15 protein-coding genes are annotated in these 16,990 nt (G+C 71.1%); 7 read left to right on the top strand and 8 right to left on the bottom strand.

The window, feature by feature from the left end; all coding sequences use genetic code 11:
- Nucleotides 1-122: 122 nt before the first annotated feature.
- Nucleotides 123-809: a response regulator transcription factor gene (locus KBO27_RS04975; protein WP_210968772.1), complete on the top strand. Its 687-nt coding sequence runs from the start codon at nt 123-125 to the stop codon at nt 807-809.
- A 2-nt stretch (nt 810-811) separates the two neighbouring features.
- Complete coding sequence (locus tag KBO27_RS04980; RefSeq protein ID WP_210968773.1) at nt 812-1,945, top strand: sensor histidine kinase; 1,134 nt, start codon at nt 812-814, stop codon at nt 1,943-1,945.
- Nucleotides 1,946-2,007: 62 nt separating this feature from the next.
- Here the strand turns inward: KBO27_RS04980 and KBO27_RS04985 are convergent, their stop codons facing one another.
- The 5 genes from KBO27_RS04985 to KBO27_RS05005 form a co-directional block, all read right to left on the bottom strand.
- Nucleotides 2,008-4,104, bottom strand: a complete 2,097-nt coding sequence (locus tag KBO27_RS04985) for a 3-hydroxyacyl-CoA dehydrogenase NAD-binding domain-containing protein (protein WP_210968774.1) — start codon at nt 4,102-4,104, stop codon at nt 2,008-2,010.
- Nucleotides 4,101-5,342, bottom strand: a complete 1,242-nt coding sequence (locus KBO27_RS04990; RefSeq protein WP_210968775.1) for a thiolase family protein — start codon at nt 5,340-5,342, stop codon at nt 4,101-4,103. Before KBO27_RS04990 ends, KBO27_RS04985 begins: the two co-directional genes overlap by 4 nt.
- 268 nt (nt 5,343-5,610) lie before the next feature.
- Nucleotides 5,611-6,864, bottom strand: coding sequence for a ribonuclease D (locus tag KBO27_RS04995; protein WP_210968776.1), 1,254 nt, complete (start codon nt 6,862-6,864; stop codon nt 5,611-5,613).
- Nucleotides 6,865-6,963: 99 nt separating this feature from the next.
- Nucleotides 6,964-7,680: a response regulator gene (locus tag KBO27_RS05000; RefSeq protein ID WP_093264979.1), complete on the bottom strand. Its 717-nt coding sequence runs from the start codon at nt 7,678-7,680 to the stop codon at nt 6,964-6,966.
- 434 nt (nt 7,681-8,114) lie between these two features.
- Complete coding sequence (locus KBO27_RS05005) at nt 8,115-8,714, bottom strand: DUF3000 domain-containing protein (protein WP_307870241.1); 600 nt, start codon at nt 8,712-8,714, stop codon at nt 8,115-8,117.
- 192 nt (nt 8,715-8,906) lie between these two features.
- On the opposite strand from KBO27_RS05005, the gene hemE reads away from it, so the two are divergent.
- Genes hemE through hemQ form a run of 3 tightly spaced genes read left to right on the top strand, consistent with a single transcriptional unit; the run spans nt 8,907 to nt 12,137 of the window.
- Nucleotides 8,907-9,992 carry a uroporphyrinogen decarboxylase gene (gene hemE, locus KBO27_RS05010; RefSeq protein ID WP_132672652.1) on the top strand — a complete coding sequence of 362 codons (1,086 nt, stop codon included), beginning with the start codon at nt 8,907-8,909 and terminating at the stop codon, nt 9,990-9,992.
- Entirely contained in the window at nt 9,992-11,422 is a 1,431-nt protein-coding gene (gene hemG, locus KBO27_RS05015; protein WP_210968777.1) for a protoporphyrinogen oxidase, read from the top strand. Before hemE ends, hemG begins: the two co-directional genes overlap by 1 nt.
- Before the next feature lie 19 nt (nt 11,423-11,441).
- The gene (gene hemQ, locus KBO27_RS05020; RefSeq protein WP_210968778.1) at nt 11,442-12,137 is read left to right on the top strand and encodes a hydrogen peroxide-dependent heme synthase; all 696 of its coding nucleotides are present in this window, start codon (nt 11,442-11,444) and stop codon (nt 12,135-12,137) included.
- A 57-nt stretch (nt 12,138-12,194) separates the two neighbouring features.
- Here hemQ and msrB read toward each other — a convergent pair whose 3' ends face one another.
- Complete coding sequence (gene msrB, locus KBO27_RS05025; protein WP_132620210.1) at nt 12,195-12,611, bottom strand: peptide-methionine (R)-S-oxide reductase MsrB; 417 nt, start codon at nt 12,609-12,611, stop codon at nt 12,195-12,197.
- Between the two features lie 68 nt (nt 12,612-12,679).
- The gene (locus KBO27_RS05030) at nt 12,680-12,973 is read right to left on the bottom strand and encodes a hypothetical protein (RefSeq protein ID WP_210968779.1); all 294 of its coding nucleotides are present in this window, start codon (nt 12,971-12,973) and stop codon (nt 12,680-12,682) included.
- Nucleotides 12,974-13,119: 146 nt separating this feature from the next.
- Between KBO27_RS05030 and KBO27_RS05035 the strand changes: the two genes are divergently transcribed.
- Nucleotides 13,120-13,890: a DUF4389 domain-containing protein gene (locus tag KBO27_RS05035; protein ID WP_246536309.1), complete on the top strand. Its 771-nt coding sequence runs from the start codon at nt 13,120-13,122 to the stop codon at nt 13,888-13,890.
- Nucleotides 13,891-14,166: 276 nt separating this feature from the next.
- Here the strand turns inward: KBO27_RS05035 and KBO27_RS05040 are convergent, their stop codons facing one another.
- Nucleotides 14,167-15,726: an alpha/beta fold hydrolase gene (locus KBO27_RS05040; protein ID WP_210968780.1), complete on the bottom strand. Its 1,560-nt coding sequence runs from the start codon at nt 15,724-15,726 to the stop codon at nt 14,167-14,169.
- 301 nt (nt 15,727-16,027) lie between these two features.
- Between KBO27_RS05040 and KBO27_RS05045 the strand changes: the two genes are divergently transcribed.
- Complete coding sequence (locus tag KBO27_RS05045; protein WP_372448824.1) at nt 16,028-16,900, top strand: EamA family transporter; 873 nt, start codon at nt 16,028-16,030, stop codon at nt 16,898-16,900.
- Nucleotides 16,901-16,990 lie beyond the last annotated feature (90 nt).

A 16,990-nucleotide genomic window follows, 5' to 3' on the forward strand; every position in this document is an offset into this window, starting at 1 on the left:
CGATTTCAGTGGAGATCCGGTTCCTGATCTCCACTGAGATCGGGGTTGCGATTTCCGCTGAAATCCGGGCACCCGGCCCTGACCTCGGCGGGTGCCCGCCTGTGCTGTGGCAGGGTGGATTCGTGCGAATCCTGGTCGTGGAGGACGAGAAGCCGCTGGCCGATGCGGTGGCGCGAGGGCTGCGGCGCGACGGCATGGCCGTCGACGTCGCCTACGACGGCGAGAGCGGCCAGGAGAAGGCCGCGATCACCCGCTACGACGTCGTCGTGCTCGACCGCGACCTGCCCGGCATGTCCGGTGATGACCTGTGCCGCGACCTGGTCGGTTCCGGCGAGCTGACCAGGGTGATCATGCTGACCGCCTCGGGCACGGTCGCCGACCGCGTCGCGGGGCTGTCGCTGGGCGCCGACGACTACCTCGCCAAGCCCTTCGCGTTCCCCGAGCTCATCGCCCGGGTGCGTGCGCTGGGCCGCCGCGCCACGCCCGCTCAACCGCCGCTGCTGACGGCCGAGGACCTGGAGCTGGATCCGGCCCGCCGCACCGTCACCCGTTCCGGAGCCGAGATCGAGCTGACCCGCAAGGAGCTCGGCGTGCTGGAGGTGCTGCTGTCGGCCGGTGGCGCTGTGGTCAGCTCCGAGGAGCTGCTGGAGCGGGTCTGGGACGAAAACGCCGACCCGTTCACCACCACCGTGCGGGTCACGATGATGACCTTGCGCAAGAAGCTGGGGGAGCCGGGCGTCATCGAGACCGTGGTCGGCTCCGGCTACCGGGTGCCCTCCGCGGCTCGCGCCGAACACGCCAGGGACTGATCGTGGGAGCGCTCACCCGGCGCGGACCGGGATTGCGGCTCCGGCTGACGCTGCTGGCGACGTCGCTGGTCGCGCTGGTCAGCGCGGTGCTGCTCTGGCTGGGCTGGGTGCTGGTCGGCAACGTCGTCGCCGCGGTGCCGCGGCTGCCCGCCGGCACACCGGTGCGGGTCGGGGGAGTGGACGTGCCCGCCGAGCTGCTCGGTGCCGCGCTGCGCGATTCGGCCCGCGAGCAGGTCCTGCTGATCGGCGGGCCGGCGTTCGTCGCGGTGGTGGTCGCCGCCGCGCTGCTGGCCTGGCTGGTCACCGGCCGGATGCTGCGACCGCTGCAGGACGTCACCGAGACCGCGCAGCGGCTGTCGGCGGAGTCGCTGGACGAGCGGATCGCGCTCAGCGGACCCCGCGACGAGGTGGCCAGGCTCGCCGACACCTTCGACGCCATGCTGGACCGCCTGCAGGCGGCCTTCGACGCCCAGCGCCGCTTCGTCGCCAACGCCAGCCACGAGCTGCGCACCCCGTTGTCGGTGGTGCGCACCGAGCTCGACGTGACCCTGTCCGACCCGCACGCCGACGAGGCCGAGCTGCGCCGGATGGCCGACGTCGTCCGCGAGGCCACGGCCCGCGCCGAACGCCTCGTGGAAGCGCTCCTGCTGCTGGCCCGCACGGAGGGTGTGGAGCTGGCGGTCCGCGAGCCGGTCGACCTCACCGACGTCGTCGGCCGGGCCCTGCGCGCGGTCGACCCCGAGGCCCGCAGGCGGGGGTTGCGCGTGCAGCGTTGCACCGAGCCCGCTTTCGCGGTCGGAGATCCGGCGCTGCTGGAGCGGGTGGCGGGAAACCTGCTGGAGAACGCGGTCCGGCACAACGTCGAGGGCGGCTGGGTGGAGGTCAGCACCGGCGCCGACCCGCGGTGGACGACGCTGCGCGTGGCGTCCTCAGGCCCGGCGATCGCACCGGAGTCGGTGAACGCCCTCTTCGAGCCGTTCCGCCGCGCCGGCGTTCAGCGCACCGCCCGCAACGGCACCGGGCTGGGCCTGTCGATCGTCCAGGCCGCCACCACGGCCCACCACGGCAACATCCACGCCACCGCGCTGCCCGAGGGCGGCCTCGCGATCACGATCCAGCTCCCCGCCGCACCCTGAGGCCGTGAACGAGGAACGGGGGCCGGAGCGCGTGCTCCGGCCCCCGTTCCGGGTTGCTCGGGTCAGGCGGGCAGGGACGCCACGCCCGGGGCGAGGAACCGCTTGCCGTTGACCTTCTCGGACACGCCGGAGCGGTCCAGGAACGGCGTGATGCCGCCCAGCCAGAACGGCCAGCCCGCGCCGAGGAGCATGCACAGGTCGATGTCCTGCGCCTCGGCGACGACGCCCTCGTCCAGCATGATCCGGATCTCCTCGGCCAGCGCGTTGAGCGCGCGGTCGCGGACCTCCTCGCTGGTGGAGGGCTTGTCTCCCGACTTCCACAGCTCGGCGACCTCGGGGTCGACGACGGTGTTGCCGGACTCGTCGAACGTCCACACCGCGGTCTTGCCCTCGTCGACGAACCGCTGCAGGTTCTCGCTGATGCCGAACCGGTCCGGGAACGCCGCGTTCATGGTGCCGTTGACGTGCTGGGCGACGGCCGGGCCGACCAGCTGCAGCAGCACCATCGGGCTCATCGGCAGACCGAGCTCTTCGAGGGCGTTGTCGGCCACCTCGAAGGGCGTGCCCTCGTCGACGGCGGCGATGATCTCGCCCATGAAGCGGGTCAGCAGCCGGTTCACCACGAACGCCGGAGCGTCCTTGACCAGCACCGAGGACTTCTTCAGCTTCTTGCCGACCGCGAAGGCGGTGGCCAGCGACGCGTCGTCGGTCTTCTCGCCGCGCACGATCTCCAGCAGCGGCAGCACCGCGACCGGGTTGAAGAAGTGGAAGCCGACGACCCGCTCCGGGTTCTTCAGCTTCGACGCCATCTCGGTGATCGACAGCGAGGAGGTGTTGGTCGCGAGGATCGCCTCGGGGGAGACGTGCTCCTCCAGCTCGGCGAAGACCTTCTGCTTGACCGTCATCTCCTCGAAGACGGCCTCGATGACGAAGTCGGCGTCGGCGAAGGCCTTCTTGTCCAGCTCGCCGGTCACCAGCGCCTTGAGGCGGTTGGTGGCGTCCGGCGACAGGCGGCCCTTGCCGGCGAGCTTGTCGATCTCGCCGTGGATGTAGGCCACGCCCTTGTCGATGCGCTCCTGGTCGATGTCGGTGATGACCACCGGCACCTGCAGGCGGCGCACGAACAGCAGCGCCAGCTGACCGGCCATCAGACCGGCACCGACCACGCCGACCTTGTTCACCGGACGGGCCAGGCCCTTGTCCGGCGCACCGGCCGGGCGCTTGGCGCGCTTCTGGGCCAGGTCGAACGAGTACAGCCCGGCGCGCAGCTCGTCGGACATCAGCGCGTCGGTCAGCGCCTCGGTCTCGGCGGCGTAGCCGGCGTCGATGTCGTTGTTGCGGGCCAGCTCGATGAGCTCGACCGTCTTGGTGACCGCGGGCGAGGCACCCTTGGTCTTGGACTCGACGACCTGCTTGGCGCGCGCCACCGCGTCGTCCCAGCCCTTGCCGCGGTCGATCTCCGGGCGCTCGACGGTCTTGTCACCGTTGACCACGCGGACCAGCCAGCGCAGCGACTCCTCGAGGAAGTCCGCGCCTTCCAGCAGCTCGTCGAAGATGCCCAGCTGCAGGCCCTTCTTCGGGTTGAGCATCTTGTTCTGGCTCAGCGCGTTCTCGATGATCACCGTCACGGCCGCGTCCGGGCCGATGAGGTTCGGCAGCAGCTGCGTGCCGCCCCAGCCCGGGAACAGGCCCAGGTAGCACTCCGGGAACGCGATCGCGCCCGCGTTGGAGGCGACGGTCCGGTAGTGGCAGGACAGCGCCAGCTCCAGGCCACCGCCGAGGGCGGCGCCGTTGACGAAGGCGAACGTCGGGATCGTCGACTCGGTGAGCCGGCGGAACACGTCGTGGCCGGTCTGCGCGATGGCCTGCGCGTGCTCGCGCTGCGACACCTGGCCGACGCCGGTGAGGTCCGCGCCGACGGCGAACACGAACGGCTTGCCGGTGACCGCGATCGCGGCCGGCTCGGCGGCGAACGCCTCGTCCAGCGCGGCGTTCAGGCTGCTCAGACCACCCGGGCCGAAGGTCGACGGCTTGGTGTGGTCGTGGCCGTTGTCGATGGTGATGAGCGCGAGCTTGCCGGTCAGACCGGGAACGTCGACGAGGCGGGTGAACGCCTTGGTCACGACCTCGTCGGGGAACAGCGCCGCGAAGTCAGTCACTGCTCGCCTCCTGCGTTGTAGTTCGGGTTCTCCCAGATGACCGTTCCGCCCATGCCGATGCCGATGCACATGGTGGTGATGCCGTAGCGGACCTCGGGGTGCTCTTCGAAGTGGCGGGACAGCTGAGTCATCAGCCGCACGCCGGAGGAGGCCAGCGGGTGGCCGCAGGCGATCGCGCCGCCCCACGGGTTGACCCGCGGGTCGTCGTCGGCGATGCCGAAGTGCTCCAGGAAGGCCAGCACCTGCACGGCGAAGGCCTCGTTGATCTCGAACAGACCGATGTCGTCGATGGTCAGCCCGGCGCGCTTGAGGGCCTTCTCGGTGGCCGGCACCGGTCCGACGCCCATGACCTCGGGCTCGACACCGGCGAAGGAGTAGCCCACCAGGCGCATGCCGATCGGCAGGCCCAGTTCCTCGGCGGTCTCGGCGTCGGCCAGCAGGGCACCGGTGGCGCCGTCGTTGAGGCCGGCGGCGTTGCCCGGGGTGACCCGGCCGTGCGGGCGGAACGGCGTCTTGAGGCCGGCGAGGGTCTCGACCGTGGTGCCCGGGCGCGGCGGCTCGTCGGTGGTCGCCAGGCCCCAGCCCTCGTCGGAGCGGGTGGAGACCGGGACCAGGTCGGGGCTGATCTTGCCCGCCTTCTGCGCCTCTTCGTAGCGCTGCTGGCTCAGGGCGGCGTACGCGTCGGTGCGCTCCTTGGTCAGCGACGGGTAGCGGTCGTGCAGGTTCTCGGCGGTGGAGCCCATGACCAGCGCGGACGGGTCGACGATCTTGTCGGACACGAAGCGCGGGTTGGGGTCGGCGCCCTCACCCATCGGGTGGTTGCCCATGTGCTCGACGCCGCCTGCGATCACGACGTCGTAGGCGCCGAAGGCGATGCCGCTGGACACGGTGGTCACGGCGGTCATGGCGCCGGCGCACATGCGGTCGATGGCGAAGCCCGGCACGGACTTGGGCAGCCCGGCCAGCAGCGCCGCCGTGCGGCCGATGGTCAGGCCCTGGTCACCGATCTGGGTGGTCGCGGCGATGGCGACCTCGTCGATGCGCTCCGCCGGGAGTTCGGGGTGGCGGCGCAGCAGTTCCCGGATGACCTTGACGACCATGTCGTCCGCGCGCGTCTGGGCGTACTGGCCCTTCGAACCGGCCTTGCCGAACGGCGTGCGTACGCCGTCGACGAAGACCACGTCCCGAACCGCTGGGCGGCTGCGGCTGTCGGCGGGTGCCGACGCAGGTGCGGCCACGGCGTGCTCCTCACTGGCTTGGTGGATGGTGCTCGGCCGGAGTCCGCGAGGGGCGGCGCCTTACCGACCGGTAACCGCACTCTAGCGCTTATTACCCACCGGTAACCACGTGCCCGCCCCTGTCGGTTGTCTCACATGCTGACCAGCCCGGACCCGGCAGCCGAATCCTTCCCGAGGAATCGAGCCCGTGCTCGGCGGATCTGGCCCGAACCGACCGGGCGAAACGGACGTCGATCGCGGACGGTTCGGACCAAGACCGCCCGTTGCCTCAGGAGTCCTCGGGCGGGGTCGCGTGCAGCGCCTTGGAGAGGGCTTCGGCGGTGAGGGTGATCTGCCACTCGCGGGCGCCCTTGGCGCGCAGCAGCTCGACGACCGCCGGGACATCGCGGTCCTCTGGAGGCGTCCAGCAGGTGCGTCGGACCAGATCGGGCAGCAGCAGGTTCTCCACGGGCAGGGAGTGCTCCTCGGCGATCTCGTTCAACGCCGCGCGGGCCGCGGTGAGCCGCGCCGCGGCGGCGGGATCGCGGTCCGACCAGCGGTTGGTCGGCGGCGGGCCCTCGTTCGGCGTGGACGCGGCGGGCAGCTCCTCGTTGGTGAGCCGCCGCGCGGCGCGCAGCGCCTGAAGCCACATCGAGGCGCGCCTGCGCTGCTGACGTCCGCCGAACACCGGCATGGCCACCAGATCGCCCTCGGACTTGGGGTTGGACTGCGCCGCGAGCACGATCGAGGAGTCCGGCAGCACGCGGCCCGGCGCGATGTCGCGCTCGCGGGCGAACTCGTCCCTGGCCTGCCACAGCTCTCGCACCGCGGCCAGCTGCCGGGGGCTGCGCACCTTGTGGATTCCCGAGGTCCGACGCCACGGCTCGGCGCGCGGGGGAGCGGGTTCGGCGTTGCGGACGGCCTCGAACTCCTCGAAGGCCCAGTCCAGCTTGCCCTGGCGCTGGAGTTCGGCGTGCATCTCGTCGCGCAGCGCGACCAGCAGCTCCACGTCCAGCGCGGCGTATACCAGCCAGTCCTCGGGCAACGGCCGTCTCGACCAGTCCGCGGCGCTGTGGCCCTTCTCCAGCCGGTAGCCGAGCATGCGCTCCACCAGCGCGCCCAGCGACACCCGGTCGAACCCGGCGAGCCTGCCGGCCAGTTCGGTGTCGAAGAGCCTGGAGGGGTGCAGATCGAGTTCGGCCAGGCACGGGAGGTCCTGGGATGCGGCGTGCAACACCCATTCGGTGTCGGCCAGAGCCGGAACCAAGGGGTCGAGCGCGCCTTTGAGGGCGATCGGGTCCACCAGCACGGTGCCTGATCCCTCGCGACGCAGCTGCACCAGGTAGGCGCGCTGCGAGTAGCGGTAACCCGAGGCGCGCTCGGTGTCCACCGCGACCGGCCCGGTGCCTGCGGCCAGCGCTTCTGCGGCCGCGTCCAGCGCGGCCGGGGTGTCCACCACCGGCGGCACGCCGTCGACGGGTTCGGTCAACAACACCGGCTCCGGGCGGCCGGATCCGACGGTCTCGGGGCTTGCAGCTTCCACGGCTAACAGACCTTACGTGCTTTGGCCCGTCCCGTGTGGCTGGTCCACCCGACGTCGTCGGTCCGGCCGACCCGGCGCTGGTGTTTTCTCAGCGATCCGTCACCGGATCACGCCGGCGCGCATGGCCAGTGCGACCATCTGCGCCCGGTCGCCAGTGCCCAACTTGCGCCCGATCCGCGACAGGTGAGACTTCACCGTGAGCGCGGAAAGGTTCAGGGCCTCGCCGATCTCCTTGTTGGAGCGGCCATCGGCCACCAACTGGAGAACCTCGACCTCACGCCCGGACAGCTCGCGAGGTGTGTTGTCCGTTCCCGGCACGCGGGTTCCGGCGGCGAGCACCGGAGCCACGCTGGGATCGGCGTACACACCGCCGTCGAGCACGCGGCGCACGCCGTCGGTGACCACCATGGGCGAGGCCGACTTCAACAGGTACGCCTGCGCACCTGCCTGGAAGGCGGCCCGGACCGCATAGGGGTCATCGGACGAAGCGAGCACCACGATCCGCGGCCAGCCCTGGCTCCGGAGTTCGGTAACCAGTTCGATGCCGGTCCCGTCTGGGAGTCCGAGATCGAGAATCGCGAGGTCGCACGGACCGGTCGCCAGAGCGCGAGCTCTGGCTTCGGCCATGGATGCGGCCTCGTGCACCGTGCCGGCGCCCATCTGCAGCAACCGAGCGGCGATCGCCTCTCGGAGCAGCGGATGGTCATCCACCACGAGCACCGTGAACAGCTCTTCCCGCGGGTGCGGGACCATGTTGGCCGGCAAAGCGCCGGCAGGCGTGGTTCGAGCGGCCTGACCTAAGCCGACGGCAGCCACGTCACTACCTCCCTGGAGTCGGTCGTGCCCCCCGACCGGCACCGGGACTCTCGACCAATCAGCCGCGCCACTGATCGACCGAAAGTGGTGTCGTCGGGGTGAGCGTAACCGCCCAAGCGGGTCAGCGGGACGATCAATCGGGTATCTATCCCGATCGAGTTGTGACGAGCGCATGGTTTTGTCGCTCTTTTGGGTGACTCAGAGCGACGACCGTAACGGCGGAGCGTGGCCATGCGACATATTTCGAATGCGTATGGTGAAAATCTTGCTTCGACAAGCACTTCACCGGAGCTGAACGAACTTCGCGAATGAAAATCGGACATCGGCGTGTCGCGCCCCGGCGTGTCGCATTCGAGGGGTCTGCGGGAGCGAAGTCCCGCCTCAACGCTACGCGCTGGGCCTACCTGTCGCAGCCGATGATCGGGGGACCCCGATCAGTCCTGCCGCATTGCGCCGTTCGGTCGCCTGCCGAGTAGCGCAACGCCTTCCGGCGGAAGCCCGGCCGCACTTGCCATGAGTTCGTGGAATGCATCCGCATGCGGTGCGAGATCGACTTCCTCGGAGCCGAACACCGAGGGTTTCGGCGTCCACGACCCGCGCAACTCCAGATCGTGACTGCGCGAGGGCCCGGCGATGTCGCCGAACCGCGCCGAGGACGTCAGCGTCACCGTGCCGCCCAGGGCGGTGAACGACGCGCCCGCGTTCTCCAGGGCGTCGGTCAGCCACGACCAACCGACCGCGGGCAGCAGCGGGTCGTCGGCCACTTCGGGGTCGAGCTCGGCCCGCAGGTAGACCACCAGCCGCAGCACGCCGTCCCAGGCCTCCTGGCCTTCCGGGTCGTAGAGGAGCACGAAACGCGCGGTCGCCAGCTCACCGGCCGGTCCGTTCGCCTCCGCGGCCAGCGCGTGGGCCCAGGGGGCCAAGCGCTTGGGGGGACCGACTTCGCTGAGCTCGATCTCCGCACGCGGCTGAGGCGACGTCAACGCGGCAACCGCCTGCCGGAAAACTTCGGGCGCCGCCGACATCTCCGTCACGCCGACGACTCTAAGGGCCCACCCCGGCGCGTGGGTGGAGGCACGCCGTGGAGGAGCGGGCGCTTGGAGTGGGAGCGCGGGCATCGTGCGAAGATTGCCGGAGCCAGCCCGGCAGTCCGTCGTGGCAGATCCGTTCCAGGTAGCCCGCAGACCGCACCGGGATCCGACGATTCGACGTACGGACACCCTTCGATGACGAACTCCGCTCCGGTCTCCACTCGCCGGGACCTCGCCGACGCACCTCTGCTCGTGGCCGCACGTGGTGGGAAGCCCCGGCACACGCCGGTGTGGTTCATGCGGCAGGCGGGGCGTTCCCTGCCCGAGTACCGCCAGGTGCGCGAGGGCACCCCGATGCTGCAGGCGTGCCTGACCCCGGAGCTGGTCAGCGAGATCACCATGCAGCCGGTCCGCCGGCACGGGGTGGACGCCGCGATCCTGTTCAGCGACATCGTGCTCCCGCTCTACGCCGCGGGCGTCGGGCTGGACATCGTGGCCGGGACCGGCCCGGTGGTCAGCAACCCGATCGGCGGGCCGTCCGACGTCGAAGCGCTGCCGTCGCTGGACGCCGAGCAGGTCGCGCCGGTCGCCGAGGCCGTGGGCCTGCTGGTGAAGGAGCTCGGGAGCACGCCGCTGATCGGTTTCGCCGGTGCGCCGTTCACGCTCGCCTCCTACCTCGTCGAGGGCGGCCCGAGCCGCAACCACGAGCGCACCAAGGCGCTCATGCACTCCGACCCCAAGACCTGGCACGCGCTGCTGGAGAAGCTCGCCGACACCACGCTGGAGTTCCTGCGGGTGCAGCTGAACGCGGGCGTCGACGCCATCCAGCTGTTCGACTCGTGGGCGGGCGCGCTCTCGCTGCGCGACTACCGCGAGTTCGTGCTGCCGCACAGCCGCCGCATCTTCGAGGGCGTCGCCGAGATCTCCGACGTGCCGCGGATCCACTTCGGGGTCGGCACCGGTGAGCTGCTGGGCGCGATGCGCAACGCCGGACCCGACGTGGTCGGCGTGGACTGGCGCGTTCCGCTGGACACCGCCGTCGCCCGCCTGGGCGCCGCTGAGCCGGGCGCGGCCAAGCCGGTCGTGCAGGGCAACCTCGACCCGGCCGTGCTGTTCGCCGGCTGGGAAGCCGTCGAGCGCGAGGTGCACCGCATCCTCGAGGAGGGCCGCGAAGCGGGCGGGCACATCTTCAACCTCGGCCACGGCGTGCTGCCGACCACCGATCCGGAGATCCTGACCCGGGTCGTCGAGCTGGTGCACACCGCGACCGCGCAGCGCTGATGGCCGGGCGCGTCGCGGTCGTCGGGGGCGGTGTCGCCGGACTGGCCGCCGCCCACCGGCTCCGCCGCGAGCTGGGCGCCGAAGCCGAGATCGTGCTGGTGGAGCAGACCTCCCGCCTCGGCGGGAAGCTGCGCACCGTCGAACTCGCCGGACGCCCCTACGACCTGGGCGCCGAGGCGTTCCTCGCCCGTCGGCCCGAGGTGCTGAACCTGGCCGAGGAACTGGGCGTGCGCACCGATGTCGTGCACCCGGCCGGTGCGGTCGCGACCGTTCGGGCCGGTGGGCGGACCCAGCGGTTGCCCGGCGGCACGGTGATGGGCGTTCCCGCCGAGGCCGATTCGGTCGCCGGCGTGCTCTCCGGCGCCGGGATCGCCGCCGTGCGAGCCGAAGCCGACATGCCGCCGATCGAGCTGGGCGGCGCGGACATCTCGGTCGGCGACCTGCTGCGCGCCCGCGTCGGTGACGAGGTCGTCGACCGGCTGGTGGAGCCGCTGCTCGGCGGCGTCTACGCCGGGGACGCCAACCGGCTGGGCCTGCGCGCGACGGTTCCCGCCCTGGCCAAGGCCCTCGACGACGGCGCGGGCTGGATCACCGCGGCCGCCCGCGCTGCGCTGCCGACGCCGAAACCCGGTGCGCCGCAACCCGTTTTCGGCGCCTTCCGGGACGGCTACCGAGAGCTGCTCGACCGGCTGCTGATCGCCGCCGACGTCGAGGTGCGGCTCGGTCTGCCGGTGCGCGCGCTGGTCCGCACCGGCGAGGGCTGGCGGCTGGAGATCGGTTCGGCGCCCGCGCCGGAGCACCTCGACGTCGACGCCGTGGTGCTCGCGGTCCCGGCACCCGCAGCTCGGAAGCTGTTGCAGGGCCCCGTTCCCGCTGCCGCCGCGAAGCTCGCCGAGGTCGAACTGGCGTCGATGGTCGTGGTCGGTCTCGCGCTGCCGCCCGGCACGCAGCCGCCCGAGCACGACGGCACTCCGGCCTCCGGTGCGCTGATCGCGCGGGGCGAGCGGCACTCCGGCGGAACCCCGTTCACCGCCAAGGCGTTCACCTTCTCCAGCAACAAGTGGCCGCACCTGCGCGGTTCCGGGGAAGAGGTGCTGCTGCGCGGTTCGGTCGGCCGCTTCGGCGAGACCGAGGACCTCCGGCTGGACGACGAGGAACTGCTGCGCCGCGTCCGCGCGGACCTGGCCGAGCTGACCGGGATCACAGCCGAACCCGTGGATTCGGCGGTGCTGCGCTGGGGAGGCGGGCTGCCTCAGTACGGCGTCGGGCACCTGGACCTGGTCGCCGACGTGGAACGCGAGGTGGCCGGGGTTCCGGGCCTGGCGATCGCGGGAGCCGCGCTGCACGGGGTCGGTGTGCCCGCGTGCGTGGCGACCGGTGAGGCGGCAGCGACCAGCATCACGCGGGACCTGGTGCAGCCCGGGCGCTGAGCAGTGGGACCATGAAGGCATGGCGCGGCTGAATTACGACGAGCTCAACGACACCATCCGCTACACCATGTGGTCGGTCTTCCGGATCGAGCAGGGGACCCTGCCCGAGGACCGGGCCAAGGCCGCGCAGGTGACCCAGGAGTACCTGGACTCGCTGGCGGAATCCGGTGTCGTGGTGCGCGGTGTCTACGACGTGTCCGGCCTGCGCGCCGACGCGGACTTCATGATCTGGTGGCACGCGGAGGAGATCGAGGCCGTGCAGGCCGCCTACACCGGGTTCCGCCGCGAAACCCCGCTCGGTCAGTCCTCCGAGCCGGTGTGGAGCAACGTGGCGCTGCACCGCCCCGCGGAGTTCAACAAGAGCCACATCCCGGCGTTCATGGCCGGTGAGGACCCGAAGAAGTACATCTGCGTGTACCCCTTCGTGCGGTCCTACGAGTGGTACCTGCTGCCCGACGACGAGCGCCGCAAGATGCTCGCCGACCACGGCAAGGAAGCCCGCGACTACCCGGACGTGCGCGCCAACACCGTCGCGTCCTTCGCGCTGGGCGACTACGAGTGGATGCTCGCCTTCGAGGCCGACGAGCTGCACCGCATCGTCGACCTGATGCGCCACCTGCGCGGCACGGAGGCCCGCCTGCACGTCCGCGAGGAGATCCCGTTCTACACCGGGCACCGAGTCGAGGTCGGAGACCTCGTCACCCGGCTTCCCTGACGCATCGAGCGCGAAGGCCCAGCACTCCCGGAGTGCTGGGCCTTCTGCTGTCGCGGGTCAGCTCTCGACGAGGCGGACGGCGATCGAGTTGATGCAGTAGCGCTGGTCGGTGGGCGTCGCGTAGCCCTCGCCGGTGAAGACGTGGCCGAGGTGACCGTGGCAGGAGGCGCAGAGGACCTCCGTGCGGACCATGCCCATGCTGCGGTCCTCGCGGACGATCACCGCGTCGGAGTCGCTCGGGTCGTAGAACGACGGCCAGCCGCAGTGCGACTCGAACTTGGTCTCGCTGCGGAACAGCTCCGCTCCGCAGCCCCGGCACTCGTAGACGCCCGTGGTCTTGGTGTCGACGTACTCGCCCACCCACGCGGGTTCGGTGGCGGACTGGCGCAGCACCGCGAACTCGTTCGGGGTGAGCTGCTCCCGCCACTCCTGCTCGCTCTTGGTGACCTTGGGAGTGCCTGCAACCGGATCCATGCTTCCACGCTAATGCGATCGAAGATCGATTGCTAAGTCGCCCGGTCCGATCGAGGCCCAGGCCACGATCAGCCGAAGAAGACCCCGAGCATGTAGGCCACCGCGTTCCAGACTGTGAACAGCACGCCGAACAGGATCAGCACGACGACGATCACCGCCACCAGCCTGCGGTGGCCTCCGGTGCGGTTGGCGCTCTGGGCGAACTCGTCCACCCCGCGCAGCATGCCCTCGACCGTGGCCTCGGAATTCGGCCGGTCCATCCGCGCGCGGTGCTCGGCGAAGGCGCGGACCTCGGGATCGTTCTGATCGAGGTCGTCCAGGTCGCCGAAGCGGGCCGGCTCCTCGGATTCACGGCGCTGCATCGGCACACCGTATCGCCTCATCAGCGGCGAGCGGAATCGCCGAGTTCACCGAATGGAGTGGGGCCGACCAGGGCAAGAGCGCTCGCCGCCGCAGGCGAACCGCCTAGGCTGGGAAGAATTCATCGTGGAGCGCCGGGAGGGTGGCATTGAGCGAGTCAGCCGCAGTCGAGGACGGCCGGTTCCTGCCGGAACTGCTGGTCACGCCACCGCAGCGGCACCGCCGCTGGACCGTGCTGCTGCGGATGCTGCTGCTCGTCCCGCACTTCATCGTGCTGTGGGCGCTGGGCATCGCGGCGGCCGTGGTGGTGTTCATCGGCTGGTTCGCCGCGCTGGTCCTGGGCAGGCTTCCCGAGTGGATCTCCGGGTTCCTCACCCTCTACATCTCCTACAGCACGCGGGTCGGAGCCTCCGCGTGGCTGCTGGTCGACCGCTACCCGCCGTTCGTCGTGGGAGATCCGCAGTTCCCGGTCGACGTCGAGATCCGGCCGGGTTCGCTCAATCGCTGGGCGGTGCTGTTCCGGTTCGTCCTGCTGATCCCGGCGGCGATCGTGGCCGCGGTGACCTCGTGGGGGTTCGGCGTCCTGGCGTTCTTCCTGTGGCTGATCATCCTGGTCATGGGCCGCAACCCGCGACCGATCTTCGACGCCTCGGTGGCCGCCCTGCGCTACTCGATGCGCACCAACGCCTACATCTACCTGCTCACCGGCGCCTACCCGAAGCGGCTGTTCGGCGACGCCCGCGAGGAGGGCGAGGTCGCTGAGGTCCCGGCCGGCACGCGACCGCTGGTGATGTCCCGGGGCGGGCGGATCCTGCTGATCGTGTTCATCGTGCTCGGCGCTCTCGCGATGGTGGGCAACGGCGCGGTGTCGTCCACGCAGCCGTCCCCGCACGAGTACCAGTACGCCCACCTCGGATGATCGACCCGACGACCTCGTCCGGTCACTGATCGCAGCCGCCGGATTCCGCTCCTCGGGCGACGTCGGTTCGCTCGTGCAGCGGTGTTCGGGTGGTTGGATCGGCGAGGAACATCGGACGGTGCTGGTATCCAACACCGATCGGAGGTCGGAGATGGTCGGCACCGACGCACCGCACCAGGGCGGTTGCAGCTGCTGCGGCAGCTGCAGCGGTCCTTCCTGTGGCTGCTGCTCCAGCTGCGGCTGAAGCGGCGGTGGCTTGCCCGGGGTGTTGCGGGATCACTCCGGGCAGGCCATGCCCTCGGTGGGCACGACCCCCTGCACCAGGAATCGGCTGATCGCGTCGGTGACGCACGTCGAGCGGGTGATCGCTCCGTGCCCGGCGCCCTGCCAGCGCATCGACACCCCGGTCGGCAGCTCGTCGGCCAGGTGATCGGTGCCCAGCGCCAGCGCCCGCGGATCGTGGGCCGTGGTGATCACCGGGATCGGCGGCAGATCCGCGCGGCGAGGAGTCGGCAGCGGCTGCTGCGGAACCGGCCACGACCCGCACCACACCACGCGCTGCGCCGCGACCCCGCCGAACAGCGGGAAGCGGTTCACCCAGTCCTGCGCGATCTCGCTGCTGCGCTGCGGCGGGACGCGCAACGTCGTGTCGTTGCAGCTGGTGATCAGGTCGCCGTCGAACCACGGCGGGTTCACGCCCTGCGGGGCGACCAGCGGGGCGGTGAGCTCGGCGAGGCGCGTGCCGTCACCGCGGCCGCCCGCCGCCAGCGCCTCCGCCAGCGCGGGCCAGCCGTTGCGGTCGGAGAGCCCCTGCAGCACCGCCTGCATGACCCGGCCCGCCGACACGGACGTGCCCGGCGCGGGCAGCGGGGCGTTCCGGGTGCGCTCGACCAGGTCGCTGACGGTCTGCCGGGGATTCGGCCCGAGCGGGCAGTTGCGGCTGACGCAGTCGGCGGCGAAGACGTCGAAGGTCTGCTCGGCGGTTTGCGCCTGGTACTCGGCCTGCCCCATCGAGTCGCGCGTCGGGTCCGGGGCGCCGTCGATCACGAACCGCCCGACCCCGCCGGGGTACCGCTCGGCGTAGGTCGTCAGCAGCCGCCCGGCCTCGCCGCGGCCGATCGCGTGCAGCCTCGGCACGCCCAGTTCCAGGCGGAGTTCTTCCAGGTCGGAGGCGGTGCGCCAGGTGTCGTAGGCCTGCAGTCGCTCGTCGAGCTTGAGCAGGCACTCCTGGCTGGCCGACAGCACCGACTCCAGCAGCCGGTCCAGATCCGCTCGCTGGGTCGCGCGCGGATCGAAGCCCAGGACCTCCTCGCGCTGCTGCGGCGGAACGCAGTCGGCGGGTTCCGACTCGCCGGTGCCTCGCCGGTCCATGCCGATGATGTCGAAGGTGTTGCGGATCTCCGGCGGCAGTTGCGTGGCCATCCGCGCGGCGAAGGTCGTGCCGGGCTCGCCGCCGACATCGCCCACGACCACCAGCGGGACCCGGCCCGAGCCCGTGCGGATCAACGAGTTGCGCGCGGTGCCCCGCTCCGGGGCCTCCGGTGCGTCGAGCGTGGAGAGCAGGCGGGAGCAGGAGAACGTCAGGCCGGGCGGCAAGGCTCCCAGCTCAGCGCGGGTCTGGTCGGTGCAGTCCTGCCAGTTCAGCGCGTCGTTGGGAGCGGCGCCCAGCGGCGGCACGGGCCGCGGCTTCGGCGGCTGCGGCGCGGGCGCCACCTGCTGCTCGCTGTCGTGGTAGGCGACCGCGGGGCGCTGGGACGGCCCGACCGAACAACCGGCGACCACCAGCAGCAGCAACGGCAGCAGCGCGGCCCCGGCCCGGTTGATGGTGCGCGGCACAAGAACTCCTAGTCGACCGGCGAACGTGCTACGCAGCATCCCATGATCGACGTGTGACCTCGGTTAGGGGACGTTCCGCGCACGGTCGTCGGCTGGTTCTCCGTGGTCAGCGGAAGTCGCACCCGGCTCCGGATGCGAGGGTCCGGTGCGCTCCCGCAGGGTGCCCAGGAGCACCTCCGGCGCTCGTTCTGGTCGGGTGTTCGCTGGGATAGCGTGCTGGTCGTTGCCGTTTGAGCCGTGAAGGAGCGTTGTGCAGGTCGCCTGGGGGCCGGGAGACGAACGTCGGTGGAGCGCGAGCCGGGTGTCGGCCGCTGCGCTGGGAGCCGTGCCGCCGCCGATGATGGTGCTGGTCGGCGTGGTCAGCGTGCAGGTGGGCGCCGCGTTCGCCAAGCAGCTGTTCAGCGTCGCCGGGGCCTCGGGCGTGGTGCTGCTGCGGCTGGTGTTCGCCGCGCTGATCCTGCTGGCGGTGTTCCGCCCGTCGTTGCGGCTGGATTGGCCGACGCTGCGCGTCATCGCCGGGTACGGGCTGGTGCTCGCCGGCATGAACATGTGCATCTACCAGGCGTTCGAGCGGATTCCGCTGGGCGCTGCGGTGACCATCGAGTTCCTCGGGCCGCTGACGGTGGCGCTGTTCGGTTCGCACCGCAAGCTCGATGTCGTGTGGGCGCTGCTGGCCGGAACCGGCGTGTTCCTGCTGTCCCGCGTCGAAGGAGGCCTCGACTGGGTCGGCGTCGCGTTCGCGCTGGCCGCGGGGGTCTGCTGGGCCGGGTACATCCTGCTCGGCGCCAAGCTCGGCAGCCGCACCACCGGAACCTCCGGGCTGGCGCTGGCGATGGCCTTCGGCGCCCTGGTCGCGCTGCCCATCGGTGCGTTCGACTCCGGACCCGCCCTGCTGAGCCCGACGGTGCTGATCATCGGGCTGGTGGTCGCGCTGATGTCCTCGGTGGTGCCCTACACGCTCGAACTCGAAGCGCTCCGCCGGATGCCGGCCCGCGTCTTCGGCATCTTGATGAGCACCGAACCCGCCGTCGCGGCCCTCGCCGGCCTGGTGGTCCTCGGCGAGCTCCTGACCGGTTGGCAGTGGCTGGCCATCTGCTGCGTCGTCATCGCCTCCGTCGGCTCGGTCGCGACCACCCGCACAACCCCCGAGTCAAGCGACCCACCCGCGAATTAGCCCGGCCGAGCGACAAAATTCGAATTTCGCGCGAAATTCGAAATGGCATCCCGGCCACGGCGCTGAGCTGCGACGACATGCCCGGGTGCG

Origin of the sequence: Saccharopolyspora endophytica, from assembly GCF_018070075.1 — a bacterium.
Lineage (GTDB): Bacteria > Actinomycetota > Actinomycetes > Mycobacteriales > Pseudonocardiaceae > Saccharopolyspora > Saccharopolyspora endophytica.

Coding starts and splice junctions, on each gene's coding strand:
- hemE (WP_132672652.1), top strand. CDS start 8,907: ATGACGAACTCCGCTCCGGTCTCCACTCGCCGGGACCTCGCCGACGCA.
- hemG (WP_210968777.1), top strand. CDS start 9,992: ATGGCCGGGCGCGTCGCGGTCGTCGGGGGCGGTGTCGCCGGACTGGCC.
- hemQ (WP_210968778.1), top strand. CDS start 11,442: ATGGCGCGGCTGAATTACGACGAGCTCAACGACACCATCCGCTACACC.
- msrB (WP_132620210.1), bottom strand. CDS start 12,611: ATGGATCCGGTTGCAGGCACTCCCAAGGTCACCAAGAGCGAGCAGGAG.
- KBO27_RS05030 (WP_210968779.1), bottom strand. CDS start 12,973: ATGCAGCGCCGTGAATCCGAGGAGCCGGCCCGCTTCGGCGACCTGGAC.